Source organism: Streptomyces sp. NPDC046925, assembly GCF_040644915.1.
GTDB lineage: Bacteria > Actinomycetota > Actinomycetes > Streptomycetales > Streptomycetaceae > Streptomyces.
On the sequence record NZ_JBEYWZ010000016.1, the window covers coordinates 121,690 to 145,418 of the forward strand.

The 23,729-nt window shown below is 71.9% G+C and carries 22 protein-coding genes; 16 read left to right on the forward strand and 6 right to left on the reverse strand.

Annotated elements, in window-relative coordinates:
• The first annotated feature begins 11 nt into the window (after positions 1-11).
• Entirely contained in the window at positions 12-725 is a 714-nt protein-coding gene (locus tag ABZ906_RS40410) for a helical backbone metal receptor (protein ID WP_361391347.1), read from the forward strand.
• On the opposite strand, the gene ABZ906_RS40415 is transcribed toward ABZ906_RS40410, so the two are convergent.
• A complete protein-coding gene (locus ABZ906_RS40415) occupies positions 694-1,827 on the reverse strand; it encodes a TDT family transporter (RefSeq protein ID WP_361391350.1) in 1,134 nt (377 codons plus the stop codon). The two genes, ABZ906_RS40410 and ABZ906_RS40415, sit on opposite strands and share 32 nt — an antisense overlap.
• Positions 1,828-1,897: 70 nt before the next feature.
• Between ABZ906_RS40415 and ABZ906_RS40420 the strand changes: the two genes are divergently transcribed.
• The gene (locus ABZ906_RS40420) at positions 1,898-2,848 is read left to right on the forward strand and encodes a LysR family transcriptional regulator (RefSeq protein WP_361391353.1); all 951 of its coding nucleotides are present in this window, start codon (positions 1,898-1,900) and stop codon (positions 2,846-2,848) included.
• An 801-nt stretch (positions 2,849-3,649) separates the two neighbouring features.
• Here the strand turns inward: ABZ906_RS40420 and ABZ906_RS40425 are convergent.
• The 3 genes from ABZ906_RS40425 to ABZ906_RS40435 form a co-directional block, all read right to left on the reverse strand.
• Positions 3,650-4,345: a gamma-glutamyl-gamma-aminobutyrate hydrolase family protein gene (locus ABZ906_RS40425; RefSeq protein ID WP_361391356.1), complete on the reverse strand. Its 696-nt coding sequence runs from the start codon at positions 4,343-4,345 to the stop codon at positions 3,650-3,652.
• A gap of 32 nt (positions 4,346-4,377) precedes the next feature.
• Entirely contained in the window at positions 4,378-5,832 is a 1,455-nt protein-coding gene (eat, locus tag ABZ906_RS40430; RefSeq protein WP_361196819.1) for an ethanolamine permease, read from the reverse strand.
• A 154-nt stretch (positions 5,833-5,986) separates the two neighbouring features.
• Entirely contained in the window at positions 5,987-6,796 is an 810-nt protein-coding gene (locus tag ABZ906_RS40435; RefSeq protein WP_361391359.1) for an FCD domain-containing protein, read from the reverse strand.
• A gap of 77 nt (positions 6,797-6,873) precedes the next feature.
• Between ABZ906_RS40435 and ABZ906_RS40440 the strand changes: the two genes are divergently transcribed.
• The 6 genes from ABZ906_RS40440 (at position 6,874) to ABZ906_RS40465 (ending at position 14,225) form a co-directional block, all read left to right on the forward strand.
• The gene (locus ABZ906_RS40440; RefSeq protein WP_361196825.1) at positions 6,874-8,238 is read left to right on the forward strand and encodes a glutamine synthetase family protein; all 1,365 of its coding nucleotides are present in this window, start codon (positions 6,874-6,876) and stop codon (positions 8,236-8,238) included.
• A gap of 7 nt (positions 8,239-8,245) precedes the next feature.
• Positions 8,246-9,661, forward strand: coding sequence for an aldehyde dehydrogenase family protein (locus ABZ906_RS40445; protein ID WP_361391362.1), 1,416 nt, complete (start codon positions 8,246-8,248; stop codon positions 9,659-9,661).
• 6 nt (positions 9,662-9,667) lie between these two features.
• Positions 9,668-10,447 (forward strand): 3-oxoacyl-ACP reductase, encoded by a 780-nt coding sequence (locus ABZ906_RS40450; RefSeq protein WP_361391365.1) that lies wholly within the window; start codon positions 9,668-9,670, stop codon positions 10,445-10,447.
• Positions 10,448-10,557: 110 nt separating this feature from the next.
• The gene (locus tag ABZ906_RS40455; RefSeq protein WP_361391368.1) at positions 10,558-11,850 is read left to right on the forward strand and encodes an HAD family hydrolase; all 1,293 of its coding nucleotides are present in this window, start codon (positions 10,558-10,560) and stop codon (positions 11,848-11,850) included.
• A gap of 34 nt (positions 11,851-11,884) precedes the next feature.
• Complete coding sequence (locus ABZ906_RS40460; protein ID WP_361391371.1) at positions 11,885-13,180, forward strand: haloacid dehalogenase-like hydrolase; 1,296 nt, start codon at positions 11,885-11,887, stop codon at positions 13,178-13,180.
• A gap of 64 nt (positions 13,181-13,244) precedes the next feature.
• Positions 13,245-14,225, forward strand: coding sequence for a DUF2510 domain-containing protein (locus ABZ906_RS40465; RefSeq protein ID WP_361391374.1), 981 nt, complete (start codon positions 13,245-13,247; stop codon positions 14,223-14,225).
• Positions 14,226-14,277: 52 nt separating this feature from the next.
• On the opposite strand, the gene ABZ906_RS40470 is transcribed toward ABZ906_RS40465, so the two are convergent.
• Positions 14,278-15,480 (reverse strand): amino acid deaminase/aldolase, encoded by a 1,203-nt coding sequence (locus ABZ906_RS40470; RefSeq protein ID WP_361391377.1) that lies wholly within the window; start codon positions 15,478-15,480, stop codon positions 14,278-14,280.
• Between the two features lie 138 nt (positions 15,481-15,618).
• Between ABZ906_RS40470 and ABZ906_RS40475 the strand changes: the two genes are divergently transcribed.
• From ABZ906_RS40475 to ABZ906_RS40485, 3 genes are read left to right on the forward strand one after another with little or no spacing between them, the layout of a single operon-like run.
• Complete coding sequence (locus ABZ906_RS40475; protein WP_361391380.1) at positions 15,619-17,256, forward strand: hypothetical protein; 1,638 nt, start codon at positions 15,619-15,621, stop codon at positions 17,254-17,256.
• Positions 17,253-18,422, forward strand: coding sequence for a type VII secretion-associated serine protease mycosin (gene mycP / locus ABZ906_RS40480; protein WP_361391383.1), 1,170 nt, complete (start codon positions 17,253-17,255; stop codon positions 18,420-18,422). The genes ABZ906_RS40475 and mycP overlap by 4 nt, the downstream gene beginning before the upstream one ends.
• 52 nt (positions 18,423-18,474) lie before the next feature.
• Positions 18,475-19,206 (forward strand): SseB family protein, encoded by a 732-nt coding sequence (locus ABZ906_RS40485; RefSeq protein WP_361391386.1) that lies wholly within the window; start codon positions 18,475-18,477, stop codon positions 19,204-19,206.
• 40 nt (positions 19,207-19,246) lie between these two features.
• Here the strand turns inward: ABZ906_RS40485 and ABZ906_RS40490 are convergent, their stop codons facing one another.
• The gene (locus tag ABZ906_RS40490) at positions 19,247-19,624 is read right to left on the reverse strand and encodes a DUF1844 domain-containing protein (protein ID WP_361196854.1); all 378 of its coding nucleotides are present in this window, start codon (positions 19,622-19,624) and stop codon (positions 19,247-19,249) included.
• A 391-nt stretch (positions 19,625-20,015) separates the two neighbouring features.
• Between ABZ906_RS40490 and infC the strand changes: the two genes are divergently transcribed.
• The 5 genes from infC (at position 20,016) to ABZ906_RS40515 (ending at position 23,690) form a co-directional block, all read left to right on the forward strand.
• A complete protein-coding gene (gene infC / locus ABZ906_RS40495) occupies positions 20,016-20,672 on the forward strand; it encodes a translation initiation factor IF-3 (protein ID WP_361196945.1) in 657 nt (218 codons plus the stop codon).
• A 120-nt stretch (positions 20,673-20,792) separates the two neighbouring features.
• Positions 20,793-20,987 (forward strand): 50S ribosomal protein L35, encoded by a 195-nt coding sequence (rpmI, locus tag ABZ906_RS40500; protein ID WP_030560333.1) that lies wholly within the window; start codon positions 20,793-20,795, stop codon positions 20,985-20,987.
• A 94-nt stretch (positions 20,988-21,081) separates the two neighbouring features.
• Positions 21,082-21,465, forward strand: coding sequence for a 50S ribosomal protein L20 (gene rplT / locus ABZ906_RS40505; protein ID WP_016642495.1), 384 nt, complete (start codon positions 21,082-21,084; stop codon positions 21,463-21,465).
• A gap of 172 nt (positions 21,466-21,637) precedes the next feature.
• The gene (locus ABZ906_RS40510) at positions 21,638-22,492 is read left to right on the forward strand and encodes an RNA methyltransferase (protein WP_361391389.1); all 855 of its coding nucleotides are present in this window, start codon (positions 21,638-21,640) and stop codon (positions 22,490-22,492) included.
• A gap of 55 nt (positions 22,493-22,547) precedes the next feature.
• On the forward strand, positions 22,548-23,690 hold the full coding sequence (locus ABZ906_RS40515) for an ATP-binding protein (protein WP_361196862.1): 1,143 nt from the start codon (positions 22,548-22,550) through the stop codon (positions 23,688-23,690).
• The last annotated feature ends 39 nt before the right edge of the window (positions 23,691-23,729 follow it).

Sequence of the window (23,729 nt, forward strand, 5' to 3'; positions counted from 1 at the left end):
CGGAGGCGGGAGTGCGGGTCGTCTCTCTGGTGCCCTCGCTGACCGAGGCGGTCGCCGTCGGCGTGCCGGGAGCGCTGGCCGGGGCCACGGACTGGTGCAGCCATCCGGTGGACCTGGACGTGGTCCGCGTCGGCGGCACGAAGAACCCCGACGTGCCCCGGATCATCGGCCTCGCCCCGGACCTGGTGATCGCCAACGAAGAGGAGAACCGCGAGCCCGACCTCGCCGCGCTGCGGGCGGCGGGGATCGAGGTGCTCGTGACGGAGGTACGGGACCTGCCGGACGCCTTCCGTGAGCTGGCCCGGGTGCTCGCCGCCTGCGGGGCGGGGCGGCCGGGCTGGCTGGACGATGCGGAGACGGCGTGGGGGCAACTTCCGCCGCCGGACGCCCGGTTGACGGCCGTGATCCCCGTCTGGCGGCGGCCCTGGATGGTCCTGGGCCGCGACACGTTCGCCGGGGACCTGCTGCGCCGCCTCGGCGTCGACAACGCCTACGCGACGCATGCCGAGCGCTATCCGCGCGTACCGGTCGAGGAGCTGCGGGCGGTGGCCCCGGACTTGATGGTCCTGCCCGACGAGCCGTACCGCTTCACCGCCGACGACGGCCCCGAGGAGTTCACCGTCCCCTCGGCGCTCGTCAGCGGCCGTCACCTCACCTGGTACGGCCCGTCACTGGCGGAGGCACCGGCCGTGCTCAGCGCGGCGCTGCGAGCAGCTTGCCGTTGAGCAGGCCGCGCAGGGTGTGGGCGAGGGCCACTGCCCAGGCGGTCACCAGGAGGGCGTACAGCGCGACCGCCAGCCCGTCGTAGAACGCGAGGCCGGTGTGCTTGCCCAGGCCCTCGGCGCCCGTGACGCAGGTGCCGACGGGGAACGTGAACGCCCACCAGGTCATCGCGAAGCCCATGCCCCGGCGCCGGGCCCGCACCACCATCGCGCCCGCGAGCGCCAGCCACAGCAGGGCGAAGCCCGTCACCGGGACGCCGTAGAGCACGGCGAAGACGGCGAAGCCCTGGTCGTACGGGGCGGGGACGACGCCTGCCGCCGCGGAGTCGGCGAACTTGTTCGCGGCGGTCGTGGACTGGCCGAGCGGGCCGAGCACCAGGAACAGCGTCGGTGTGAGCGCGAGCGGGAAGGGGCCGCCGGTCAGCAGGCGGGCGAAGATCATCGGCAGCATCACCAGGGTGGCGAGCAGGCTCAGGCCGAACATCGCGAAGCAGGCGAAGAGGAGGGTCTGTTGGGCCTGGCCTGTGGGGAGGTGGGGTATGAGAAGCGGGCCGAGGGCAGCCGACACCATGGGCGCCACCAGCGGCAGCAGCCAGACCGGCGATGCCTGGCCCGGCTGCAAGCCGTGCTTCACCACCATCAGGTACGGGATCGCGACGGCCGCCGCGAGGCCGATGACCGTACCGGCGGTGAACAGCACGGCGTCGAGCGCGACCGCCGCGCCCGTGCCGATCCAGTCCTCGCCCACGAGGAGCGCGCCGCCGCCGACCGCGAGCAGGGCCATGGAGAGGCAGCCGTAGAAGGGGGCGACGGCCGGGTCGAGGAGATGGGCGCGGGCCTGGTCGCGGTGGTGGACCCAGTGCAGGGTGCGGGCGGTGACGAGCGCGGCCAGCATGAGCAGGGACAGCGCCCAGACCGCGGTGCAGGCGGTGCGCAGTCCGGGGACGCGGACCGGCAGGGTCGCGCCCGCGCTCGCGATGATCGCTGTGCCCATGACGGTGGCGTACCAGTTCGGGCCCAGGTGGCGGGTGGCGGCGGTGGTGGATGCGGCGATGGTGGATGCGGTGGTGTGCGGTGGTGCCTGTGGGTGGGCGACGGTGACCATGGATCCACGGTCTCTGCCGGGCGGGTCCCCCACCAGGAGTCATCTTCGTATGAGGACATAACCTGGGCTTATGAGTACGTCTTCTGGTTCCGCCGGTCTGCCCGATACGTCACCGGGGGCGGCGCCGCTCGCGCATCGGGTGCCGGATCTCGGGGCCCTCGAACTGCTGCTCGCCGTGGCGCGGCTCGGAAGTCTGGGGCGGGCCGCGAAGGAGCTCGGCATCACGCAGCCCGCCGCGAGCAGCCGCATCCGCTCGATGGAGCGGCAGCTCGGGGTCGCCCTCGTCGACCGGTCGCCGCGCGGCTCGCGGCTCACCGACGCGGGGGCGCTCGTCACGGACTGGGCGCGGCGGATCGTGGAGGCGGCGGAGGCGTTCGACGCGGGGGCGCAGGCGTTGCGGGACCGGCGGGACTCGCGCCTCCGGGTCGCGGCGAGCATGACGATCGCCGAGTATCTGCTGCCGGGCTGGCTGATCGCGCTGCGGTCGCAGCGGCCGGACACGGCGGTGTCGCTGACGGCGGGCAATTCGACCGCGGTCGCGGAGCGGCTGCTCGCGGGGGACGCGGACCTCGGCTTCGTGGAGGGGCTCACGGTGCCGACCGGCCTCGACTCGGCGGTCATCGCGCACGACAGCCTGATCGTCGTCACGGCGCCGGGCCATGCGTGGGCGCGGCGCGGGAAGCCGCTGGGGGCGGGGGAGCTGGCGGCCACGCCGCTGATCCTGCGGGAGGAGGGTTCGGGGACGCGGCAGGTTCTGGACTCGGCTCTTGGCGGTCTCGCCCGCCCGCTGATCGAGCTGTCGTCCACCACGGCGGTGAAGGCGTCCGCGGTGAGTGGGGCGGGGCCTGCGGTGCTCAGTGAGCTTGCCGTGGGGGAGGAGTTGTCGGCTCGGCGCCTGGTGGGGATCCCCCTGGAGGGGGTTCGGCTGCGTCGTGCCCTCCGGGCGGTGTGGCCCACGGGGCATCGGCCTACCGGGCCGGCGCGGGACTTGCTCTCGCTGACGCGGGCGGGGTCTCTTTAGGCGGGGGGCTGTGCGTGTCCGGGGTGTGATCTGCCTGGCCCGCTTGCGGCGAACTGCTTTTGCTGACGCGGTGGCCGGCGGGGGGCGCATCCAGCGGTGGGGGTTGCCTGGTCTGCCTGGCCCGCCTGCGGCGAACTGCTCTCCCGCCCACCCGCCCGATTGCCGTCCCTGTTGAGGGCGGGGGCCTGGCTGTCCTGCCTGTTGGGTTTCGTCTGCCGGCTCGGCGTGGGCTTTCCCGCCTCCGGCGGGGTCTCCCACCCGCCCACCCGTTACCCCGCGGGGCAAACTGGAGGGTTGGCGGGAGAGGTCCTGCCGGGTGTCGGCGTTGCCGTGCGAGGCCGCGGGACTGCTGCGCTCCCCGCCGGAGGCGGATCGCCGATGCGGGGTAATCGGGCGGGCGGGTGGGAGAGGCCCTGCGGAGGGGATAACCGGCGGTGCGGGGGCCCGCGGGGTGGCGCGTGTCCTGGCCCGGAGGGCCAAGCCCTGGGCGCTCGGGATCTGTGGGGTGGCGCGTGTCCCGGCCCGGAGGGCCAAGCCCCGGGCGCCTGGGACCCGCGGCGAGACGCGTGCCCCGGCCCGGAGGGCCAAGCCCTGGGCGCTCGGGATCTGTGGGGTGGCGCGTGTCCCGGCCCGGAGGGCCACGCCCGGGGCGTCCGGGACCTAGGGTGGCGCGTGTCCCGGCCCGGAGGGCCACGCCCCGGGCGCTCGGGATCTGCGGGGTGACGCACATGCCCGGCCCGGAGGGTCAAGCCCTGGGCGCCCGGCACTTGCGGGGTGACGCACATGCCCCGGCCCGGAGGGCTACCGCCCCGACGCGTCGACCAGTGCCGACATGACCCGTAGATCGTCCCCCATCTCCGGGTGCCACTGGACCCCGAGGGCCCAGGAGCCGGAGGGGAGTTCTACCGCCTCCGGGGTGCCGTCCTCCGCGTGGGCCGAGACGACGAGGCCGTGGCCGAGGACGTCCACCGCCTGGTGGTGGTAGGTGGGGACGGCGCAAGCGGCCGGGGCGATGGACTCGTACAGGGTGCCCGGCACCGGCTTCACCTCGTGCGTGCCGAAGACGCCCACCGCCTCCACGTGCCCCTCCAGGTGCTGCACCAGCGTCCCCCCGAGCGCCACGTTCAGGAGCTGCATCCCCCGGCAGATGCCCAGCAGCGGCGTCCCGGACGCCAGCGCCGCCTCGATGAGCGCCAGTTCCCACGCGTCCCGCTCCCGCGCCGGAGGGCCCGTGCGGTCACCACGCTCCGCGCCGTAGCGGACCGGCTCGACGTCCGGCCCACCCGCGATGACCACGCCGTCGAGACGGGCGACGACCTCATCGGCGTACGAGGGATCGTCCGGCGGGAGCATCGCCGCCAGGCCGCCCGCCGCCTGCACAAGGAGCGGGTAGCCGGCGGGGAGGAGCGCGGCCGGCAGCTCCCACACGCCCCAGCTCGCCTTCGGCTCCAGGTACGTGCTGACGCCGATCAGCGGTCGGCCGGTGGTCTCGCTCACCCTCGTCTCCCTCATGTTCAGCCGCGACATGCTCAGTCGCGTTCCAGTTCCGCCTCCGCGGCGGCCAGCGCCGCGAACTCCTCCTCCGGCGCCCGCGCCACCAGATGCTTGCGGCTGTAGATGCCGAAGTAGGCGATCGCCACCACGTATACCGCGAGCGCGATCAGCGCCGCCGTCACGTCCACCAGGAATGTCGCGACCAGCGCCGCGCAGGCCAGGACGAGCGCCACGGACGAGGTCAGCATGCCGCCGGGCGTGCGGTAGGGGCGTTCGAGGCCCGGCTCCCTGCGGCGCAGCACGATGTGCGAGAGCGACATCAACGCGTACGAGATCGTCGCGCCGAACACCGCCACGTTCAGCATCCGCGCGCCGTCCCCGGTCGCCGCCGCCAGGCCGAAGCCGATCGCCCCGGGGACCAGAAGGCCCAGGTAGGGGGCCTTGCGGCTGCTCGTGAGGGACAGGAAGCGCGGCAGGTAGCCCGCCCGCGACAGGGCGAACAGCTGGCGCGAGCCCGCATAGATGAGGGAGAAGAACGACGCCACCAGGCCGGCAAGGCCCGCGTAGTTGACGATGCGGCTCAGGGCCGTCGCCTCACCGCCCGGCTGCAACGCCTCCACCAGTGGGTTGCCCGCGTCCTGGATCGCGTTCGCACCGCGCGCCCCGGCCGACGCGAAGAACGTGAGCAGCGCCAGTACGACGAGGATGGCCATCGACCAGCGGATCGCGCGCGGCAGCGTGCGCGCCGGGTCCTTCGTCTCCTCGGCGGCGAGCGGGACGCCCTCGACCCCGAGGAAGAACCACATGCCGAACGGGAACGCCGCCCAGATGCCCAACAGGCCCATCGGCAGCCAGGAGTTGGAGCCGAACGCGTCGGTGTCCACCGCGATGTCGTTCAGCTTCGACGCGTCGAAGTCCATGAACGCGCCGACCGCGAAGACGAGCAGCGCCGCCACCGCGATGCCCGTGACGACGAAGCTGAAGCGCAGCGCCTCGCCCACGCCCCACAGATGGATGCCGATGAACACGACGAAGCACGCGAGATACACCGGCCAGCCGGAGGTGAGGCCGAAGAGGCCGAGCGACTCGACGTAGTCACCGATGAAGATGGAGATCGCGGCGGGCGCCAGGATGTACTCGATGAGGATCGCCGTGCCGGTGAGGAAGCCGCCCCACGGGCCGAGCGCCCGGCGCGCGAATCCGTAGCCGCCGCCCGCGGTGGGCAGCACCGACGACAGTTCCGCCAGCGAGAACACCATGCACGCGTACATCACGCCCATGAGCGCCATGGCGATCCCGAGGCCGCCGAACCCGCCCTCCGCGAGGCCGAAGTTCCAGCCCGAGTAGTCGCCGGAGACGACATACGCGACGCCGAGCCCGGTCAGCAGCAGCCAGCCCGCGCTGCCGCGGCGCAGCGTTCTGCGTTCCAGGTAGTCGTCCGCCGGTTCGGCGGCGGTGCTCGTACTCGTCTTGGGGGACTCCACGGTCATGGCACGGCTCCTGGGCGGGCTCGACGGAACGGGTGACTCAATGGAACGGATCCATACCTTTGTCGTGCCCGGGGCGAGAAAGCAAGACCCCTGCGTTACGCCGCCGTAAATCCCCCCGGCAATCCCCCGGCGGCCCGCCTCTTATGTCGGGAACTTACGTCAGGAACCCCCGCAGCAGCGCCGCCGTACCCGCGCAGTGCTCGCGCATCATCTCCCGCGCCCCGTCCGCGTCGCCGTCGAGCACCGCCTCGACGAGGGCGGTGTGCTGGCGCTGCGAATGCTCCAGGTTCCGCACCAGGAGCGGGATGCAGTCCAGGAGGTCGTTGACGCTCGCGCGCACCGCCGCGTACTGCGCGGTCAGCGAGGGTGAACCGCACAGCTCGGCAAGGGTCAGGTGCAGCAGGGTGTCCAGGCGGCGGTACTCGGAGAGGGGCGCCTCGTGGGTGCGGGCGAGCGCCGTGCGAAGCCGCTCGCGCTGCTCCCCGGTCAGGCCGTGCGCCGCGCAGAGCCCGGCCGCGCCGACTTCGAGGACCTCGCGGAAGCGCAGCGCGTCCTCGACGTCCACGTCCGCCACGCGCCGCCGCAACTCGTCCTCCCCGGCCGCCTCGGGGCGCGGGCGCACGAACGTGCCGCCGTACCTGCCCCGCCGGGACTCGACGAGGCCCTGGTCCTGGAGCACCTTGAGGACCTCGCGCAGCGTGACCCTGCTGATGCCGAGGCGGTCGGCCAACTCCCGCTCCGAGGGCAGGCGTTCGCCGCCGGGCACCAGGCCGAGACGTACGACCTGGAGGATCTGCTCCAGGGCCTCCTCGAAGCCGTTGCCCGCCCGTACGGGACGAAGCACCGGCGTGAGCCGGTCGTCGCCGGTCGCCCCGGCGGCAGCCGCAGCCGCCTCGGCCGCCTCGGCCGCCTCGGCCGCCTCGCCGTCGGTCCCGCCGACCGCGCCGGCATCCGTGTGCGACATCTGGCCGTACCCCCTTCCCAATCAAAGGTTCTCGGCAATACCTTATGGCTCCCGGCTGACCCAAGGAGGACTTTCCCGTGGCAGACCGCACACCCCCGCTCGGGATCGAGGAGCTGCGCGCCCTCGTCGCGAGCGGCGAGATCGACACTGTCGTCCTGGCCTTCCCCGACATGCAAGGGCGTCTCCAGGGCAAGCGGTTCGCCGCCCGGTTCTTCCTCGACGACGTCCTGGAGCACGGCACGGAGGGCTGTAACTACCTCCTCGCGGTCGACGCGGAGATGAACACCGTCGAGGGCTACGCGATGTCCTCCTGGGACCGCGGCTACGGCGACTTCGCCATGCACCCCGATCTGAGCACCCTGCGCCGCGTCCCGTGGAACGAAGGCACCGCGATGCTCGTCGCGGACCTCGCCTGGAACGACTCCTCGCCCGTCGTGGCCGCGCCCCGCCAGATCCTGCGCCGCCAGCTCGACCGGCTCGCCGAACTCGGCTACACCGCCAACGTCGGCACGGAGCTGGAGTTCATCGTCTTCAAGGACACCTACGAACAGGCCTGGGACGCGGGCTACAAGGCCCTGACCCCGGCCAACCAGTACAACATCGACTACTCCGTGCTCGGCACGGGCCGCATCGAGCCGCTCCTGCGCCGTATCCGCAACGAGATGGCGGCCGCCGGGCTCGTCGTCGAGTCGGCCAAGGGCGAGTGCAATCCGGGCCAGCACGAGATCGTCTTCCGCTACGACGACGCCCTGGTCACCTGCGACCAGCACGCCATCTACAAGACCGGCGCCAAGGAGATCGCGTCCCAGGAGGGTGTCTCGCTCACCTTCATGGCCAAGTACAACGAGGCCGAGGGCAACTCCTGTCACATCCACCTCTCGCTCGCGGACGCGGACGGCACCAACGCCATGGCCGGTGACGGGCCCGGCGGCATGTCCGCCGTCATGCGGCACTTCCTGGCCGGGCAGCTCGCGGCGCTGCGGGAGTTCTCGCTGCTGTACGCGCCCAACATCAACTCGTACAAGCGGTTCAGGCCGGGCTCGTTCGCGCCGACCGCCGCCGCCTGGGGCTACGACAACCGCACCTGCGCCCTGCGCGTGGTCGGCCACGGCCGCTCGATGCGCTTCGAGAACCGGCTGCCGGGCGGCGACGTGAACCCGCACCTCGCGGTCGCCGGACTCGTGGCCGCCGGTCTGCACGGCATAGAGCAGAAGCTCGAACTGCCCGATGAGTGCACGGGCAACGCCTACACCGGTGAGTACGCCCACGTCCCCACCACCCTGCGCGAGGCCGCCGAGCTCTGGGAGAACAGCGCCATCGCCAAGGCGGCCTTCGGCGACGAGGTGGTCGCGCACTACAGCAACATGGCCCGGGTCGAGCTGGACGCCTTCGACTCCGCGGTGACCGACTGGGAGCTCCGCCGCTCCTTCGAACGCATGTGAGGCACCCTTGCTCGACGTACAGAACCTCGACGTACAGAACCTCGACGTACTGAATCCGGCGACCGAAGAAGTCGTCGCGACCGTCCCCGCCGCCACCCCGCAGGACGTCGACGCCGCCGTCGTACGGGCGAGAGCGGCGCAGGCCACGTGGGCCGCCGCGGCCCCCGCCGACCGGGCCCGGCTGCTGCGCCGGTTCGCGGTGGCCGTGGACGAGAACCTGGAAGAACTCGCGCAGCTGGAGGTCCGCGAAGCCGGTCACGTCATCGGCAACGCGCGCTGGGAGGCCGGCAACGTCCGCGATCTCCTCGACTTCGCGGCCGGGGGAGTGGAGCGGCTCAGCGGCCGGCAGATCCCCGTACCCGGCGGCCTGAACGTCACGATCCTCGAACCCCTCGGGGTCGTCGGCGTCATCGCCCCCTGGAACTTCCCGATGCCGATCGCCGCCTGGGGCACCGCACCGGCGCTCGCGGCGGGCAACGCCGTCATCCTCAAGCCCGCCGAGACGACCCCGCTCACCGCCCTGCGTCTTGCCGAACTCGCCCTGGAGGCGGGCCTTCCCGACGGCCTCTTCCAGGTCCTGCCCGGCGCGGGCGACGTCGCGGGCAACGCCCTGGTCGAACACCCCGGCGTCGCCAAGATCGTGTTCACCGGCTCCACCCGCGTCGGCAAGCAGATCATGACCAAGTGCGCCGACCGTGTGAAGCGCCTGACGCTCGAACTCGGCGGCAAGAGCCCGAACATCGTCTTCGCCGACGCCGACGTGGAGGCCGCCGCCCTCGCCGCCCCCATGGCGTACCTCGACAACTCAGGCCAGGACTGCTGCGCCCGTACCCGCATCCTCGTCCAGCGCTCGGTCTACGACCGCTTCCTGGAGATCGTGCGGCCCGCGATCGAGTCGGTCGTCGTCGGCGACCCGTCCGACGAGAAGACCCAGATGGGCCCGCTGATCTCCAGGGCCCAACTGGAGCGGGTGCGCTCGTACGTGCCGTCCGGCGCCGGAATCCACGGCACGGCGCCCGAAGGCCCCGGCTTCTGGTTCCCGCCGACGCTGCTCACCGAAGCCGACGCGGGCCCCGAGTCCCCGGTGGCGACCGAGGAGGTCTTCGGCCCGGTCGCCGTCCTCCTGCCCTTCGACGACGAGGCCGACGCGATCCGCCTCGCCAACGCCACCGAGTACGGCCTGTCCGGCTCCATCTGGACGCGGGACGTCAGCAGAGCGCTGCGGGTCTCCGGGGCCGTCCAGGCCGGGAACCTCTCCGTCAACTCGCACTCCAGCGTGCGCTATTGGACCCCGTTCGGGGGTTACAAGCAGTCCGGGCTCGGCCGTGAGCTCGGCCCGGACGCACTCGCCGCGTTCACGGAAACCAAGAACGTCTTCATCAGTACGGAAAGTGCGGAAAGCACGGAAAGCACGGAGGCCTGAAGCCCTATGTCAGAAACCATCTGCCGCCGTCTGGTCGGCCGCACCGCCGTCATCACCGGCGCGGGCAGCGGCATCGGCCTCGCCACCGCGCGCCGCCTCGCCTCCGAGGGCGCGCACGTCGTCTGCGGTGACATCGACGAGAGTGCGGGCAAGGCCGCCGCCGACGAGGTGGGCGGACTCTTCGTCAAGGTCGACGTGACCGACGCCGAGCAGGTCGAAGCGCTCTTCAAGGCCGCGTACGACACCTATGGCTCGGTCGACATCGCCTTCAACAACGCGGGCATCTCGCCGCCCGACGACGACTCCATCCTCGACACGGGCCTGGAGGCCTGGAAGCGCGTCCAGGAGGTCAACCTCACCTCCGTCTACCTCTGCTGCAAGGCCGCCATCCCCTACATGCGGCGCCAGGGCAAGGGTTCGATCATCAACACCGCGTCGTTCGTGGCCCGGATGGGCGCCGCGACCTCGCAGATCTCGTACACCGCGTCCAAGGGCGGCGTCCTCGCGATGTCCCGCGAGCTGGGCGTCCAGTTCGCCCGCGAGGGCATCCGGGTGAACGCGCTCTGCCCGGGTCCTGTCAACACCCCGCTCCTCCAGGAGCTCTTCGCCAAGGACCCCGAGCGGGCCGCCCGCCGCCTCGTCCACATCCCCGTGGGCCGCTTCGCCGAGGCCGACGAGCTCGCCGCCGCCGTGGCGTTCCTCGCCAGCGACGACTCCTCGTTCGTGAACGCCACGGACTTCCTGGTCGACGGCGGCATCTCGGGCGCGTACGTCACGCCCGTGTAGTTCGTCCGCCCTGTAGGCCATCCGCCCCGTAGTTCATCCTCCGGCAACTACCCCGTCAGCCGGGCGTCGCACGACGCCCGGCTGACCTGCGTAAACACGGGAGTGTGTTCGTGAACTTCAAGCGCCGCGCCGTCGCGGCAGCAGCAGTGATCGCCGTCGCCGGAGCCGGTCTCGTCACCGTCCAGGCCACCGCGGAAGCCACCCAGCCGGTGCGGTCCCGGCCGAAGGACTGCCCCACGCTGACCGTCACCAAGGGCTGGTACGGCGACAACAAGGCCGGGCTCCAGAAAATGATCGACGCGTACGGCCGCTGCGGCGACGGCGGGCACAAGGGCACGGCCAGGCCCGTCGCCGTCTTCGACTGGGACAACACGGTCATCAAGAACGACGTCGGCGACGCCACCATGTTCTGGCTCCTGCGCAACGGCAAGATACGTACGCCGCGCGACGGCGACTGGCACACCACCAGCCGCTACCTCACCGACCCGGCGGCCAAGGCGCTCACCAAGGCCTGCCCCGCCACCGGCGCCACCCTCCCCACCCGCCGCGACACGGACTGCGCCGACGAGATCGCCTCCGTCTACGGCGAGGGCACCACCACCGGCGGCGCCACGGCCTTCGCCGGCTTCGACCACCGCCGCATGGAGCCCCAGTACGCCTGGCTCGCCCAGCTCACCCGCGGCTGGTCGACGCGCCAGATCAAGGACTTCGCCGCCGCGGCCCGCAAGGAGAACCTCGCCGCCCCTGTCGGCACCGAGCAGCGCGTCGGCACCGGCATGTTCACCGGCTGGGTCCGCTACTACGACCAGCAGCGCGACCTGATCCGTACGCTCAAGAAGGCCGGATTCGACGTCTACGTGGTCTCCGCGTCGCCCGAACCGGTCGCCGAGGTGTGGGCGAAGAGCGCCGGGGTCGACGCCCGGCACACCATCGGCATCCGCAACACCACCGCCCACGGGAAGCTGACGGCCCATCTGAAGGGCTGCGGCACCGTCAAGGACGGCGACGACTCGATGATCACGTACATCGACGGCAAGCGCTGCTGGATCAACCAGAAGATCTACGGAGTCCGGGGCGCGGCGGCCGAGAAGGTCCAACCGGCCTCCAGGCGCCAGGTGTTCGCGGCGGGCGACTCCGACACCGACATCTCCTTCCTGCGCGACGCCACGGCCCTGCGCCTCGTCCTGAACCGCAACAAGAACGAGATCATGTGCCGCGCCTACGACAACGGCGACCGGCGCTGGCTGGTGAACCCCATGTTCATCGAGCCCAAGGGCAAGCTCGCCAAGCCGTACCCGTGCGCCACCACCGGCTACACCGAACGGGACGGCGACCAGGGCCCGGTGCGCCGCGCCGACGGGTCCGTGATCCCCGATCAGAAGGACACGGTGCACGGACCCTGACCGGGCCGACAGGATTGATGTACGGTCCATGCGCATGCGTAACAGACATGCCTTGGCGTTGACGCTGGCCTCGGCCGCCGCTCTGGCGGCCGTGCCGGCGTCGCTCCCCGCGGCCGCCGCCACGCCCGCGAAATCCTCCGCTGCGAAGGCCCACTGCCCGCAGCTGTCCAAGAAGCTGACCTGGTACGGAGACAACCGGGCCAAGCTCCAGCAGATGATCGACGAGCGCGGACGCTGCGGCTCCCACCGGGGGCACGACCAGAAGCGTCCCGTCGCCGCCTTCGACTGGGACAACACGGTCGTCAAGAACGACATCACCGACGCGACGATCGCCTGGTCCCTGCACCACGACAAGATCCTGCGCCCCGCGAGCTGGAAATCGACCAGCAAGTGGATGACGGACGCGGCCGACAAGGCGCTCACCAAGGCCTGCGGCACGAAGGTGCCGGTCGGCAAGCCGCTGCCGACGTCGAAGAACACGGCCTGCGCCGACGAGATCTTCGAGGTGCGCGAGGACGGCAAGACGATGAGCGGCGCCGCCGCCTTCGAGGGCGAGTGGGACCACCGGCACACCGTCCCGCAGTACGCCTGGGTGCCCCAGCTCTTCGCCGGACACACCGTGCCCGAACTGAGGTCGTACGCGGCGAAGGCCCGCAAGCAGGTCCTCGCGGCCCCCGTCGGTGCCACCCAGAAGGTCGGCACGCACGAGATCCCCGGCTACGCCCGCTACTACGAGCAGCAGCGCGACCTCATCCGCACGCTCAAGAAGGCCGGGTTCGACGTCTACATCGTCTCGGCGGGCTCGGAGCCGGTGACGGAGGTGTGGTCCAAGGGCGTCGGCATCGACCGCAAGCACACCATCGCCATCCGCTCGGTCCTCGACCGCAAGGGCCGGATCACCATCTGGAACCAGGGCTGCGGCGACGTACCGGTGAACAAGGGCGAGGCCATCCCCTACATCGACGGCAAGCGCTGCTGGATCAACCAGGAGATCTACGGCGTCAAGGGCAAGTCGGCCTGGGACAAGCAGGACGAGTCCCACCGCATCGCCCTCGGCGGCGGAGACGCCGACACGGACGTGACGTTCGTCGGCGACGCCACGGGCGCGCACCTCGTCCTGAACCGCAACAAGAACGAGATCATGTGCCGCGCGTACGACGACGCGGACGGCCGCTGGGTCGTGAACCCCATGTTCATCGAGCCCCTGAAGCAGAAGCCGGACCTCTACCCCTGCTCGACATCCGCGAACAACGAACCGGACGGCAGCAAGGGCCCGGTCCTGCGCGAGGACGGTTCGGTGGTGCCGGATCAGGCGGACACCGTCTTCTGACCGTTCCCGCTGTTCCGACTGTTCCGACTGTTCTGATCTTCACGGCACGTCCTAGAGTGCCGGGATGAGCATGTCGCCGCCTCCCGGCTGGTACACGGACCCGTCCGCGCCGCATCTCCAGCGCTGGTGGGACGGGTCCGCGTGGACCGAGCACCGGCGTGCGCCCGAAGCCCATCAGCCGGGCCAGGCGCAGCCGGGGTTCGGCCCGCCGCAGGCACAGCCCGGCGCGCAGCCCCTGGCCCAGACCCGGGTGCAGCCGCTGCCGGGGGCCTCCGGAGGCGGCGGCCGGGCCAAGGTGGTGGCGCTGACCACTGCCGGGGTCGTCCTGGTCGCCTCGATCGTCACCGGCGTGGTGCTCTTGGGCAAGGACGACGGGGACCCGCACAGCGGCCCGGTCGTACCGACCACCGCGGAGCCGGAGGACTCTCCCACGCCGACCTCGCCGACGCCCACGACGTCGGCGCCCGACCCCGACCCCTCCACCCTCGTCGATCAGCTCAACGGCATCACCATCCCCGTCCCCGACGGCTGGGAGAAGGCCGACAGCACGGTCGGCGGCGATCCGACCGTCCGTACCCCGGACGTCTACGACTGTCCCGGCGAGGGCAGCCTCTGCCGCCACGGCACGGTCTACTCGCGCACGTCGACGGCGACCGACGAACGCTCGGCCAAGGCCCTCGCCAAGAGCGACATCGAGGACGCGGCGGACCGCGCGTACGAAGAGGACCGGGTCGGCCAGCAGCCCTTCGGCGGCATCAAGCGCCACGAGACGGTCGCGGAGGGGACCGTGGCGGTCGCCGGCCGCTCGGGCTACTTCGTGCGCTGGCGCGTCCACACGGAGAAGGGCGAGGGCGGATACGTCCAGTCCCTCGCCTTCCCCTCCAGCGTCGGGTCCGAGACTCCGGTCATCATCCGCTTCGCCATCGACGCCGCCGACGGGGCGCCGCCGCTCTCCGACATGGAGAAGATCACCAAGGGGATCCGCGCCGTCGGGGACAGCGAGACGGGCGGCGGCGTGGGCAGCAGCGTGGGCGCGAAGCCCTGAACGACGGCCTGAGCGACTGCCGCTCAGGGCCGACGGAACGACTGACGGGCCCTCAGAGGAACGTGTGGCCCTCGCCCCTGTACGTCGGGACGGTGGCCGTCACGCGGTCGCCCTCGACGAGGTGGAGCGCGTCGAACCGCTCGCACAGCTCACCCGCCTTGGCATGCCGGAACCACACCTTGTCGCCGATCAGCAGATCGTCGGCGGGCGAACCGAGCAGCGGGGTCTGCACCTCGCCCGCGCCCTCCTGCGCGTCGTAGCGCAGCCCCTCCGGGAGGTACGGCACCGGGGAGCGGTCGGGGCCCGCGGCGCCCGACGCGGGGTAGCCGCCGCCGAGGACGGTCACCGTGCCCACGCCGGGGCGGCGCACGACGGGCTGGGCGAACAGCGCGGCCGGGCGCCCGCTGAACGACGTGTAGTTGTCGAAGAGGCGCGGCACGTACAGACCGGACCCGGCGGCGATCTCCGTCACCGCTTGCTCGGCCGCGGTGTGCTGCACGCTGCCCGTGCCGCCGCCGTTGACGAACTCCAGGTCCGGCGCGACCGCCCGCACCGCGCGGATGGTCTCGGCCCTGCGCGCGGCCAGCTCCTTGCGGGCCGCGGCCTGCATCAGCCGGATCGCCCGCGAGCGCGCGGGACGCCCGGCCACCGCGTCACCGACGCCCGCCACATGACCTTCGTACGCCATCACGCCCACGAGCCGGAATCCCGGCCGCCGGGCCACGGCGCGGGCCAGCGCGGCGACTTGGGCGGGGGAGTGCAGGGGCGAACGCAGCGCCCCGATCCGCACCCTTCCCCCGAGCATCCTGAAGGCGGTGTCCAGCTCCAGGCAGACCCGCACCTCTTCGCGGCCGCCGTCCCTCGCCTCGTCGACGAGACGCAGCTGCGCGGGGTCGTCGATCATCACGGTCACCGAGGACGCGAGCTTCGGGTCGGCGGTCAGCTCGGCGAAGGCGGCGCGGTCGGCCGAGGGATAGGCGAGCAGGACGTCCTCGAACCCGGAGCGCGCGAGCCACAGGGACTCGGCGAGCGTGAAGGACATGATCCCGGCGAAGCCGTCGCGGGCCAGGACGCGTTCGAGCAGCGCCCGGCAGCGCACGGACTTGCTCGCGACCCGGATCGGCTTGCCCGCGGCCCGCCGCACGAGGTCGTCGGCATTGGCGTCGAATGCCTCCAGATCGACGATCGCGAGAGGGGCGTCGAGGTGTGCGGTGGCCCGGTCGTAGCGGGCCCGGTCTGCTGCACGGGAGGTCATGGCCGAAGCCTGCCAGACGGGATTACCCGAGGGTAGGGGGATGATCCGGGCAGATCGCCCGAGGCCGCGCACTGGTTCCCTCGGCACCGGAATCTGCCTTTAGAGTTACGCGCAGAAACGCGAGGAAACGGGGGGTGCATGAGCACGGAAGCGCGACGGCCGCCCGTACCGCCACGCCCCACGACTCCGCCCCCGCCGCCGGGCCCGCCCGAGCCCCTGGCCCCTCCCGCCGCCTCCGCACGCTTCCCGGACACGCGCCCCTCGACGCCAGCGGACGCCGGGAACGCCGACCGGCCGAACCCTGCCCCCGCCCCCGTCGAGACCCCCGTCGAGCCCCCCGTCGAGGAAGACCGGGACTCCCTCCTCGGCGACCTCCTGGCCCCCTTCGACCGGGTCCGCATGCCGGGGCCTTCGGCGCCGGGGGACGCGGTGGCCGCCACGAACGACGCGGACGCGGCGGACACAGCGGGCAACGCGGATGCCGAGCGCGACGCGGGTGCAGGTGCCGGCACCGCGGACGCCCGGGGCTCCGCCGGAACCACCGACTCCGCGAGCATCACGGGCGCCGCTTCCGTCACCAGCGGCACGGACGAGGCCGGAGAAGCGGAGGAGTCGCCGCCTCCGCCGCCCGCGTCGGCGCGCTTTCCCGATGCCCCGCCGTCCGCGCGCACCCGGATCTCCGACCCCGAACCGGAGCCCGTCCTGCCGCCACCACGCCCCGCGGACCCACCACGCCCCGGTGTCCCGGACGCGGGGGACGAACAGCGCCCCGCGGACTATCCCCTCCGCCCCCCGATGCCTCCGAAGACGGCAGGCATACCCACGCTCCCGCCCGAGCCCGCACCCGCCCCCACACACCCACCCGAGTCGATACCCATGCCGTCACGCCGGACAACCGCCGCCCGGCGCGCGGTCGGTGCCGTCGATCTGACGCCGGGGCCCGGTGCGGGGCGGCCCTTCGTGAAGTTCGCCCGGCCCGCGATGTACGACGACAGCACCACGCGGCTGCGTCCCGTCCGCACCTGGGCGCAGCCCCGCGTGACCGCGGCCGCCGCCTGTGTCGTGCTCGGCCTCGGCCTCATCGGGGGCGCGGCCACCGGGAGTTGGCTGACCGGCGGCGACGAAGGGCCGGGCGTCACGCGCAACGCGTACGCCGTGGCGGGCGAACTCTGGCACAGCGTGCCCGTCGACCAGCTCTTCCCCGCCACCCTCAAGGGAGAGGGCGCGGGCCCCGGCGGAGCCGACCGCACCTGGACCCGCGTCGCCGTCGCCCCCGACAGCACCTGCAAGAACGCCTTCGACCCGCTGCTGCGCAAGGCACTCGCCTCCGCGGGCTGCCTCCGGCTGCTGCGCGCCACGTACACGGACGCGACCCACAGCCATGTCACCACCGTGGGCCTGCTGTTCACCAAGGCCGACGCCGACGCGATGAGCTCCCTGCGCAACCGTTTCACGGAGGAGGGCCTGGACCGGCGCCCCGACCTGATGCCGCGGCCGTACGCGGCCAAGGGCACCCCGGCCGCGGACTTCGACGACGCCCAGCGGGCCTCCTGGACGGTCTCCGTGCTCCCTGACGCCCCCGTCGTCGCCTTCTCCGTCTCGGGCTTCGCCGACGGTCGTACGGTCACCGAACCCGAGCCCGCCGAAGAGGCCATGGAGACGTCCGCCACCTCGGCCCCCGCCCAGGCGGGCCTGGGCCACGAGGCGAAAGGCATCGCCGACCGCGTCGAGCGGCGGCTGCGCAAGACCATCGCGGCGACGGAGAAGTCCTCATGAGAATCCGCAGAGCCGCGGTCGCCGCCCTCGCCGCGACGATCGCCCTCCTGCCCACCGCCGCCCACGCCGACGACGGCATACGCGCACAGCAGTGGGCCCTGGACGCCATGCACACCAGTCGGGCCTGGCAGACCACCAAGGGCAAGGGCATCACCGTCGCCGTCCTGGACACCGGCATAGACCGTGACCACCCCGACCTGACCGGCAGCATCCTCGAAGGCAAGGACATGGTCGGCTTCGGGGCGAAGAAGGGCGACCGCCCCTGGGCCCGGCACGGCACCGCCATGGCCGGCATCATCGCGGGCCACGGACACGGCGCGGGCAACGCCGACGGCGTGATCGGCATCGCCCCGGAGGCGAAGATCCTGCCGGTCCGCGTGATCCTGGAGGACGGCGACCCGGACCGCTCCAAGGCCCGCAACACCCGCGGCAACGCGCTGGCCGACGGCATCCGCTGGGCCGCCGACCACGACGCCGACGTCATCAACCTCTCCCTGGGCGACGACTCCAAGTCCGCCCACCCCGAACCCGCCGAGGACGCCGCGGTCCAGTACGCCCTGAAGAAGGGCTCCGTCGTCGTCGCGTCGGCGGGCAACGGCGGCGAGCGCGGCGACCACATCTCGTACCCCGCGGCCTACCCCGGAGTCATCGCGGCCACCGCCGTCGACAAGGACGGCGACCGCGCCTCCTTCTCCACCCGCCGCTGGTACGCCACCGTCAGCGCCCCCGGCAAGGACATCGTCATCGCCGACCCCGACCGCGAGTACTACGAGGGCTGGGGCACCAGCGCCGCCTCGGCGTTCGTCTCCGGCGCCGTCGCCCTGATCCGCGCCGCCCACCCCGGCCTGACCCCGGCCCAGATCAAGCAGCTCCTCGAGGACACCGCCCGCGAGGTCCCCGGCGGCGGTCGCGACGACTCGTACGGCTTCGGCTTCATCGATCCGGCGGCCGCGATCGCCGCGGGCGGCAAGAAGAAGCCGCAGGGGCTGAGCTCGGCGGCGTACGGGAAGAAGTACTTCGGCCGGGGCCCGGACGCGGACCGGGGCGACGGCGGCCCCGCGGGCTGGGTGGGCCCGGTGGCGGGCGGCCTGGGCGTGGCGCTCCTGGCGGCGGCGGTCTACCTCTGGCGCGGCCGCACAAGACCCCGCACCGGCACCGCCCGCTAGGGACCCGACCGCGCCCGGCAGCGGAGTGGCCCCGGTCGATAGGGTCGGCACCGTGGCGAACAAGAACATCCCGGACCCCGGCTTCTCCGACGACGACGGGTCGGCCGACCCCCGGCTCACCGCGGCCCTGACCGCGTGGGCCGCCGACCGCACGGCCCACGGCCCCGTCCTGGAGGCGCTCACCGGCGCCCGGCTGCTCGTCCCCGTGGTCGCCGTGCTCGGCGAGGTCGAGGAGGACGAGAACGGGCTGCGCCGCGAGAAGTCCAGCGACATGGCGGTGCCCACCCTCAAGGCGGGCGACCGCAAGGCACTGCCCGCGTTCACCTCGACCGAGGCCCTGGCCCTGTGGGACCCGCAGGCCCGGCCCGTCGCCGTCCCCCTGCACCAGGCGCTCCAGGCCGCGGCGCACGAGCGGGCCGACACGATCGTGCTCGACCTCGCGGGACCCGTCCCGTACGAGATCAACCGGCCCGCCCTGATCGCGCTCTCCGAAGGCCGCCACACAAGGGACCCGCTCGCCGACCCGGCCGTCACGGCCGCCGTGCGCACCGCCGTCGCCGCCGACCCGGCCGTCCTGCGCGCCTACCTCGGCGCGGGCACCGCCGACGGCACCCTCGCGCTCGTCATCGACCCCGCGGCGGACCCCGCCGAAGCCGCCCGGCGCGTCGCCGGGCTCATCGCGGCCGACGAAACACTGAGGGCCCGCCTGGTGAGCGGCCTCGACCTGGCACTGCTGCCGGCCGGGGCGACGCCACCGGGCGAGCCCTTCTACGTACGTCCGTGAATCCGCGTACGTCCCTGCGCCGCGTATCCGCGTCGGATCCTCAGCCGAAGACCGGGCCCGTGTACTTCTCGCCCGGACCCTGACCCGGCTCGTCCGGCACGTCGGACGCCTCGCGGAAGGCCAGCTGCAGCGACTTCAGGCCGTCGCGCAGCGGGGCCGCGTGGAACGAGGAGATCTCCGTGGCGCTCGCGTCCATCAGGCCGGCGAGCGAGTGGATCAGCTTGCGGGCCTCGTCCAGGTCCTTGTGGGTCTCGCCGCCCTCGGCGAGGCCGAGGTTCACGGCCGCGGCGCTCATCAGGTGGACGGCGACCGTGGTGATCACCTCGACCGCGGGGACGTCCGCGATGTCACGGGTCAGGGTGTCGAAGTCGGGGGAGTCACTGGTGCCGGACTCGGGGGCGGGGGTCGCGTCGCTCATGTCCCACACGATAAGCGGAGCGCCGTACGGCGTGCGCCGGGGGAGTCCGCGAGCACGCCGGTTAGCCCCACCCCCGCGGAGCTGCTAACCTTGTGTAACGACCGGCCGGATACTCGCGTGCCAACGCAGGAACCCGGCCCACAAGTGGAGGCTCCGCTTCCCACCTAGTCGCTCTCCGAGCGGCGGGTCACCGGTCAGGCGGCCGCAGTCCCCGAGACTACGGCAGGCCCGATTTTGCGCCCCGCGATCACCGCGGAGGTGCTCCGGTAGTAATGGAGCCCCTACCTGTGATCGGTAGGGGCATTTTTTATGCGCCCGCTCGGTTGGTCTCTACAACAGACGTAACGCGGCTGTCCGCCAGACCGCCGCGTGGTGCTACCGAGGAGGATCCATCAGCGCCGAGCCCCGCATCAACGACCGGATTCGCGTTCCCGAGGTGCGACTTGTCGGTCCCAGCGGCGAGCAGGTCGGGATTGTTCCGCTTGCCAAGGCCCTGGAGCTCGCACAGGAGTACGACCTCGACCTGGTCGAGGTGGCGGCGACCGCCCGTCCGCCCGTGTGCAAGCTCATGGATTACGGGAAGTTCAAGTACGAGTCGGCCATGAAGGCCCGTGAAGCGCGCAAGAACCAGGCGCACACGGTCATCAAGGAGATGAAGCTCCGGCCGAAGATCGACCCGCACGACTATGACACCAAGAAGGGTCACGTCGTCCGGTTCCTCAAGCAGGGCGACAAGGTCAAGATCACGATCATGTTCCGTGGTCGCGAGCAGTCCAGGCCGGAGCTCGGCTACCGACTGCTGCAGCGCCTCGCGAACGACGTCGAAGAGCTTGGGTTCATCGAGTCGAACCCGAAGCAGGACGGCCGAAACATGATCATGGTCCTCGGTCCGCACAAGAAGAAGACCGAAGCCATGGCCGAGGCCCGCGAGGCCCAGGCCGCCCGTAAGGCCGAGCGACAGGGTCGCGGGGACGAGTCCGCCGAGGAGGCGCCCGCCGAGGCCGCCGCTCCGGTCGATGCGCCCGCCGAGGAGCCTGCAGAGGCCTGATCCCGGACGCGCCTCCCACGCGCGCCCAGGATGACAACCGATAGATCTGACGCTCCCTGCCCACGGTTCGCAGGAACCGGAAACGGCAGGGAGTGCCAATGACGAGGAGAGAACGGCGCTATGCCGAAGAACAAGACGCACAGCGGTGCCAGCAAGCGCTTCAAGATCACCGGCTCCGGCAAGGTGCTCCGTGAGCGCGCCGGCAAGCGCCACCTGCTCGAGCACAAGTCGTCCCGTCTGACGCGTCGCCTCACCGGCAACGCCGAGATGGCCCCGGGCGACGCCAAGAAGATCAAGAAGCTTCTCGGCAAGTGAGTCCGGGCGCACACCGCGCCTGAACTCTGACCGGGACCCAATCGATATCGGGTCGTGTGAGTCCAACCACGGCCCCGCTACAAGGAGTTAACAAGTGGCACGCGTCAAGCGCGCAGTCAACGCGCACAAGAAGCGTCGGGCGATCCTCGAGCAGGCCAGCGGTTACCGCGGCCAGCGGTCGCGCCTGTACCGCAAGGCCAAGGAGCAGGTCACCCACTCCCTGGTCTACAACTACAACGACCGCAAGAAGCGCAAGGGCGACTTCCGTCAGCTGTGGATCCAGCGCATCAACGCCGCTGCCCGCGCCAACGGCATCACCTACAACCGCTTCATCCAGGGTCTGAAGGCCGCCAACATCGAGGTGGACCGCAAGATCCTCGCGGAGCTCGCCGTCAACGACGCGAACGCGTTCGCCGCGCTCGTCGAGGTCGCGCAGAAGGCTCTGCCCTCTGACGTCAACGCCCCGAAGGCCGCCTGAGCCTTGCGTTGAGCTGCACCTGATCGGACCCGCAAGCCTGTGGCTTGCGGGTCCGATTCTGTTCGGGCTCTCGTCTGCCCTCTTCTGTCTTCTGCCGTCCGCGGGTCTTTTGTGGCTGGTCGCGCAGTTCCCCGCGCCCCTTTCAGGGGCGCTGCACCCAAGGTGAGTATTGATGGTTGCCGCCCCTGAGCTGATCTCCCCCAAGTCGTCCCGTGTCAGTGCCGCGCGGCGGCTCGCCAAGCGGAACTTCCGGGGGAAGGAGCGGCTGTTTCTCGCCGAGGGGCCGCAGGCCGTGCGGGAGGCCGCCGCGTACGCCGGCACGGGGGACACGCTCGTCGAGCTGTTCGCCACCGTCGAAGCCGCCGAGCGCTACGCGGACATCGTCGGCGAGGCCAGGGCCGCCGGTGCCCGGGTGCATCTGGCGGACGAGGACGTCATCGCCGACATCTCGACGACCGTGACGCCGCAGGGGCTCGTCGGCGTCTGCCGGTTCCTCGACACCCCCTTCGACGACATCCTCGCCGCGAAGCCCAAGCTGGTCGCCGTCCTCGCGCACGTCCGCGACCCCGGCAACGCCGGGACCGTGCTGCGGTGCGCCGACGCGGCCGGGGCCGACGCCGTCGTCCTGACGGACGCCTCCGTGGATCTCTACAACCCCAAGTGCGTGCGCGCGTCGGTCGGCTCGCTGTTCCATCTGCCCGTCGCCGTCGGCGTCCCCGTCGAGCGGGCCGTCCAAGGGCTCAAGGACGCAGGCGTACGCATCCTGGCGGCCGACGGATCGGGCGAGGACGACCTCGACGACGAGCTGGACAAGGGCACCATGGGCACCCCCTCGGCCTGGGTCTTCGGCAACGAGGCCTGGGGGCTCCCGGAGGAGACCCGCGCACTCGCCGACGCGGTGGTGCGCGTTCCGATCCACGGCAGAGCCGAAAGCCTCAACCTCGCGACGGCGGCGGCCGTGTGCCTCTATGCCTCCGCCCGTGCACAGCGTGCGGCTGGAGGGTGCCGTTCCGTCACGCCCAGCTAGTAGTGTGACGGGCTCGGAGGCCTCCTGTGCCGGTCCGAGAGGTGGGGTAAGGGGAATGAGCATCGGCACGAGCAGATCACCGGGAGTACGGGGTGTCCCGTCCACTCGCGCGGACCATGGCGCCCTCGGTGACCTCGGCGGGCTCGGCCTCGACCCGGACGACCTGCCCGACGGCCTCGTCGTCGCGGACGAGACCGGGTACGTGATCTGCTTCAACGCCGCGGCCGAGCGCATCACCGCGGTCCCCGCCGCCGAAGCCATCGGCACCCCGCTGGACCACGCGCTCCCCTTGGAAGACCTCGAAGGGCGCCGCTGGTGGCGCCTCACCGACCCGTACGGCGGCCTGGCCACCCGCTTTGCCCAGCCCGAGCGCAATCTGCTGCTCCCCGGCGGGCGTGAGGTCCTCGTCTCCGCGCGCTATGTGCGCACCGTGCCCACGGGCCCCGTGCGCCGTGTCGTCGTCTCGATCCGCGACACCGAGGCCCGCCGCCGCACCGAGCGCAGCCACGCGGAGCTGATCGCCACCGTCGCCCACGAGCTCCGCTCTCCCCTCACCTCCGTGAAGGGCTTCACGGCGACGCTGCTCGCCAAGTGGGAGCGCTTCACCGACGACCAGAAAAAGCTGATGCTGGAGACGGTGGACGCCGACGCCGACCGCGTCACACGGCTCATCGCCGAGCTCCTGGACATCTCCCGTATCGATTCCGGACGCCTGGAACTGCGCCGTCAGCCCGTCGACATCGGTGCCGCCGTCGGCCGCCACATCCAGGCCCATGTGGCCTCCGGCCAGGACGCGGACCGCTTCCTGGTGCGGGTGCAGCAGCCGATGCCGGACCTCTGGGCCGACCCCGACAAGATCGACCAGGTGCTCAGCAACCTGCTGGAAAATGCCGTGCGGCACGGCGAGGGAACCGTCACCATTGACGTGGCGCCCTCGGCGTCCCCGCGCGAGCGGGGCGGGGCCGAGACGGCTGTGACCGTGAGCGACGAGGGAGCCGGCATTCCGGAGGAATCGATGGGCCGTGTCTTCACCCGCTTCTGGCGGGGCAGCAAGCGCGGCGGGACGGGACTCGGCTTGTACATCGTGAAGGGCATCGTGGAAGCGCACGGCGGGACGATCGTCGTCGGCCGCGCGCCCGGTGGCGGCGCCCAGTTCCGATTTACGTTGCCCGTGGGCACTCCGGCGTATCTCCTCTGATCTTCCTGGTCCTCTCCGATCAGCTCTGATCACTCCTGA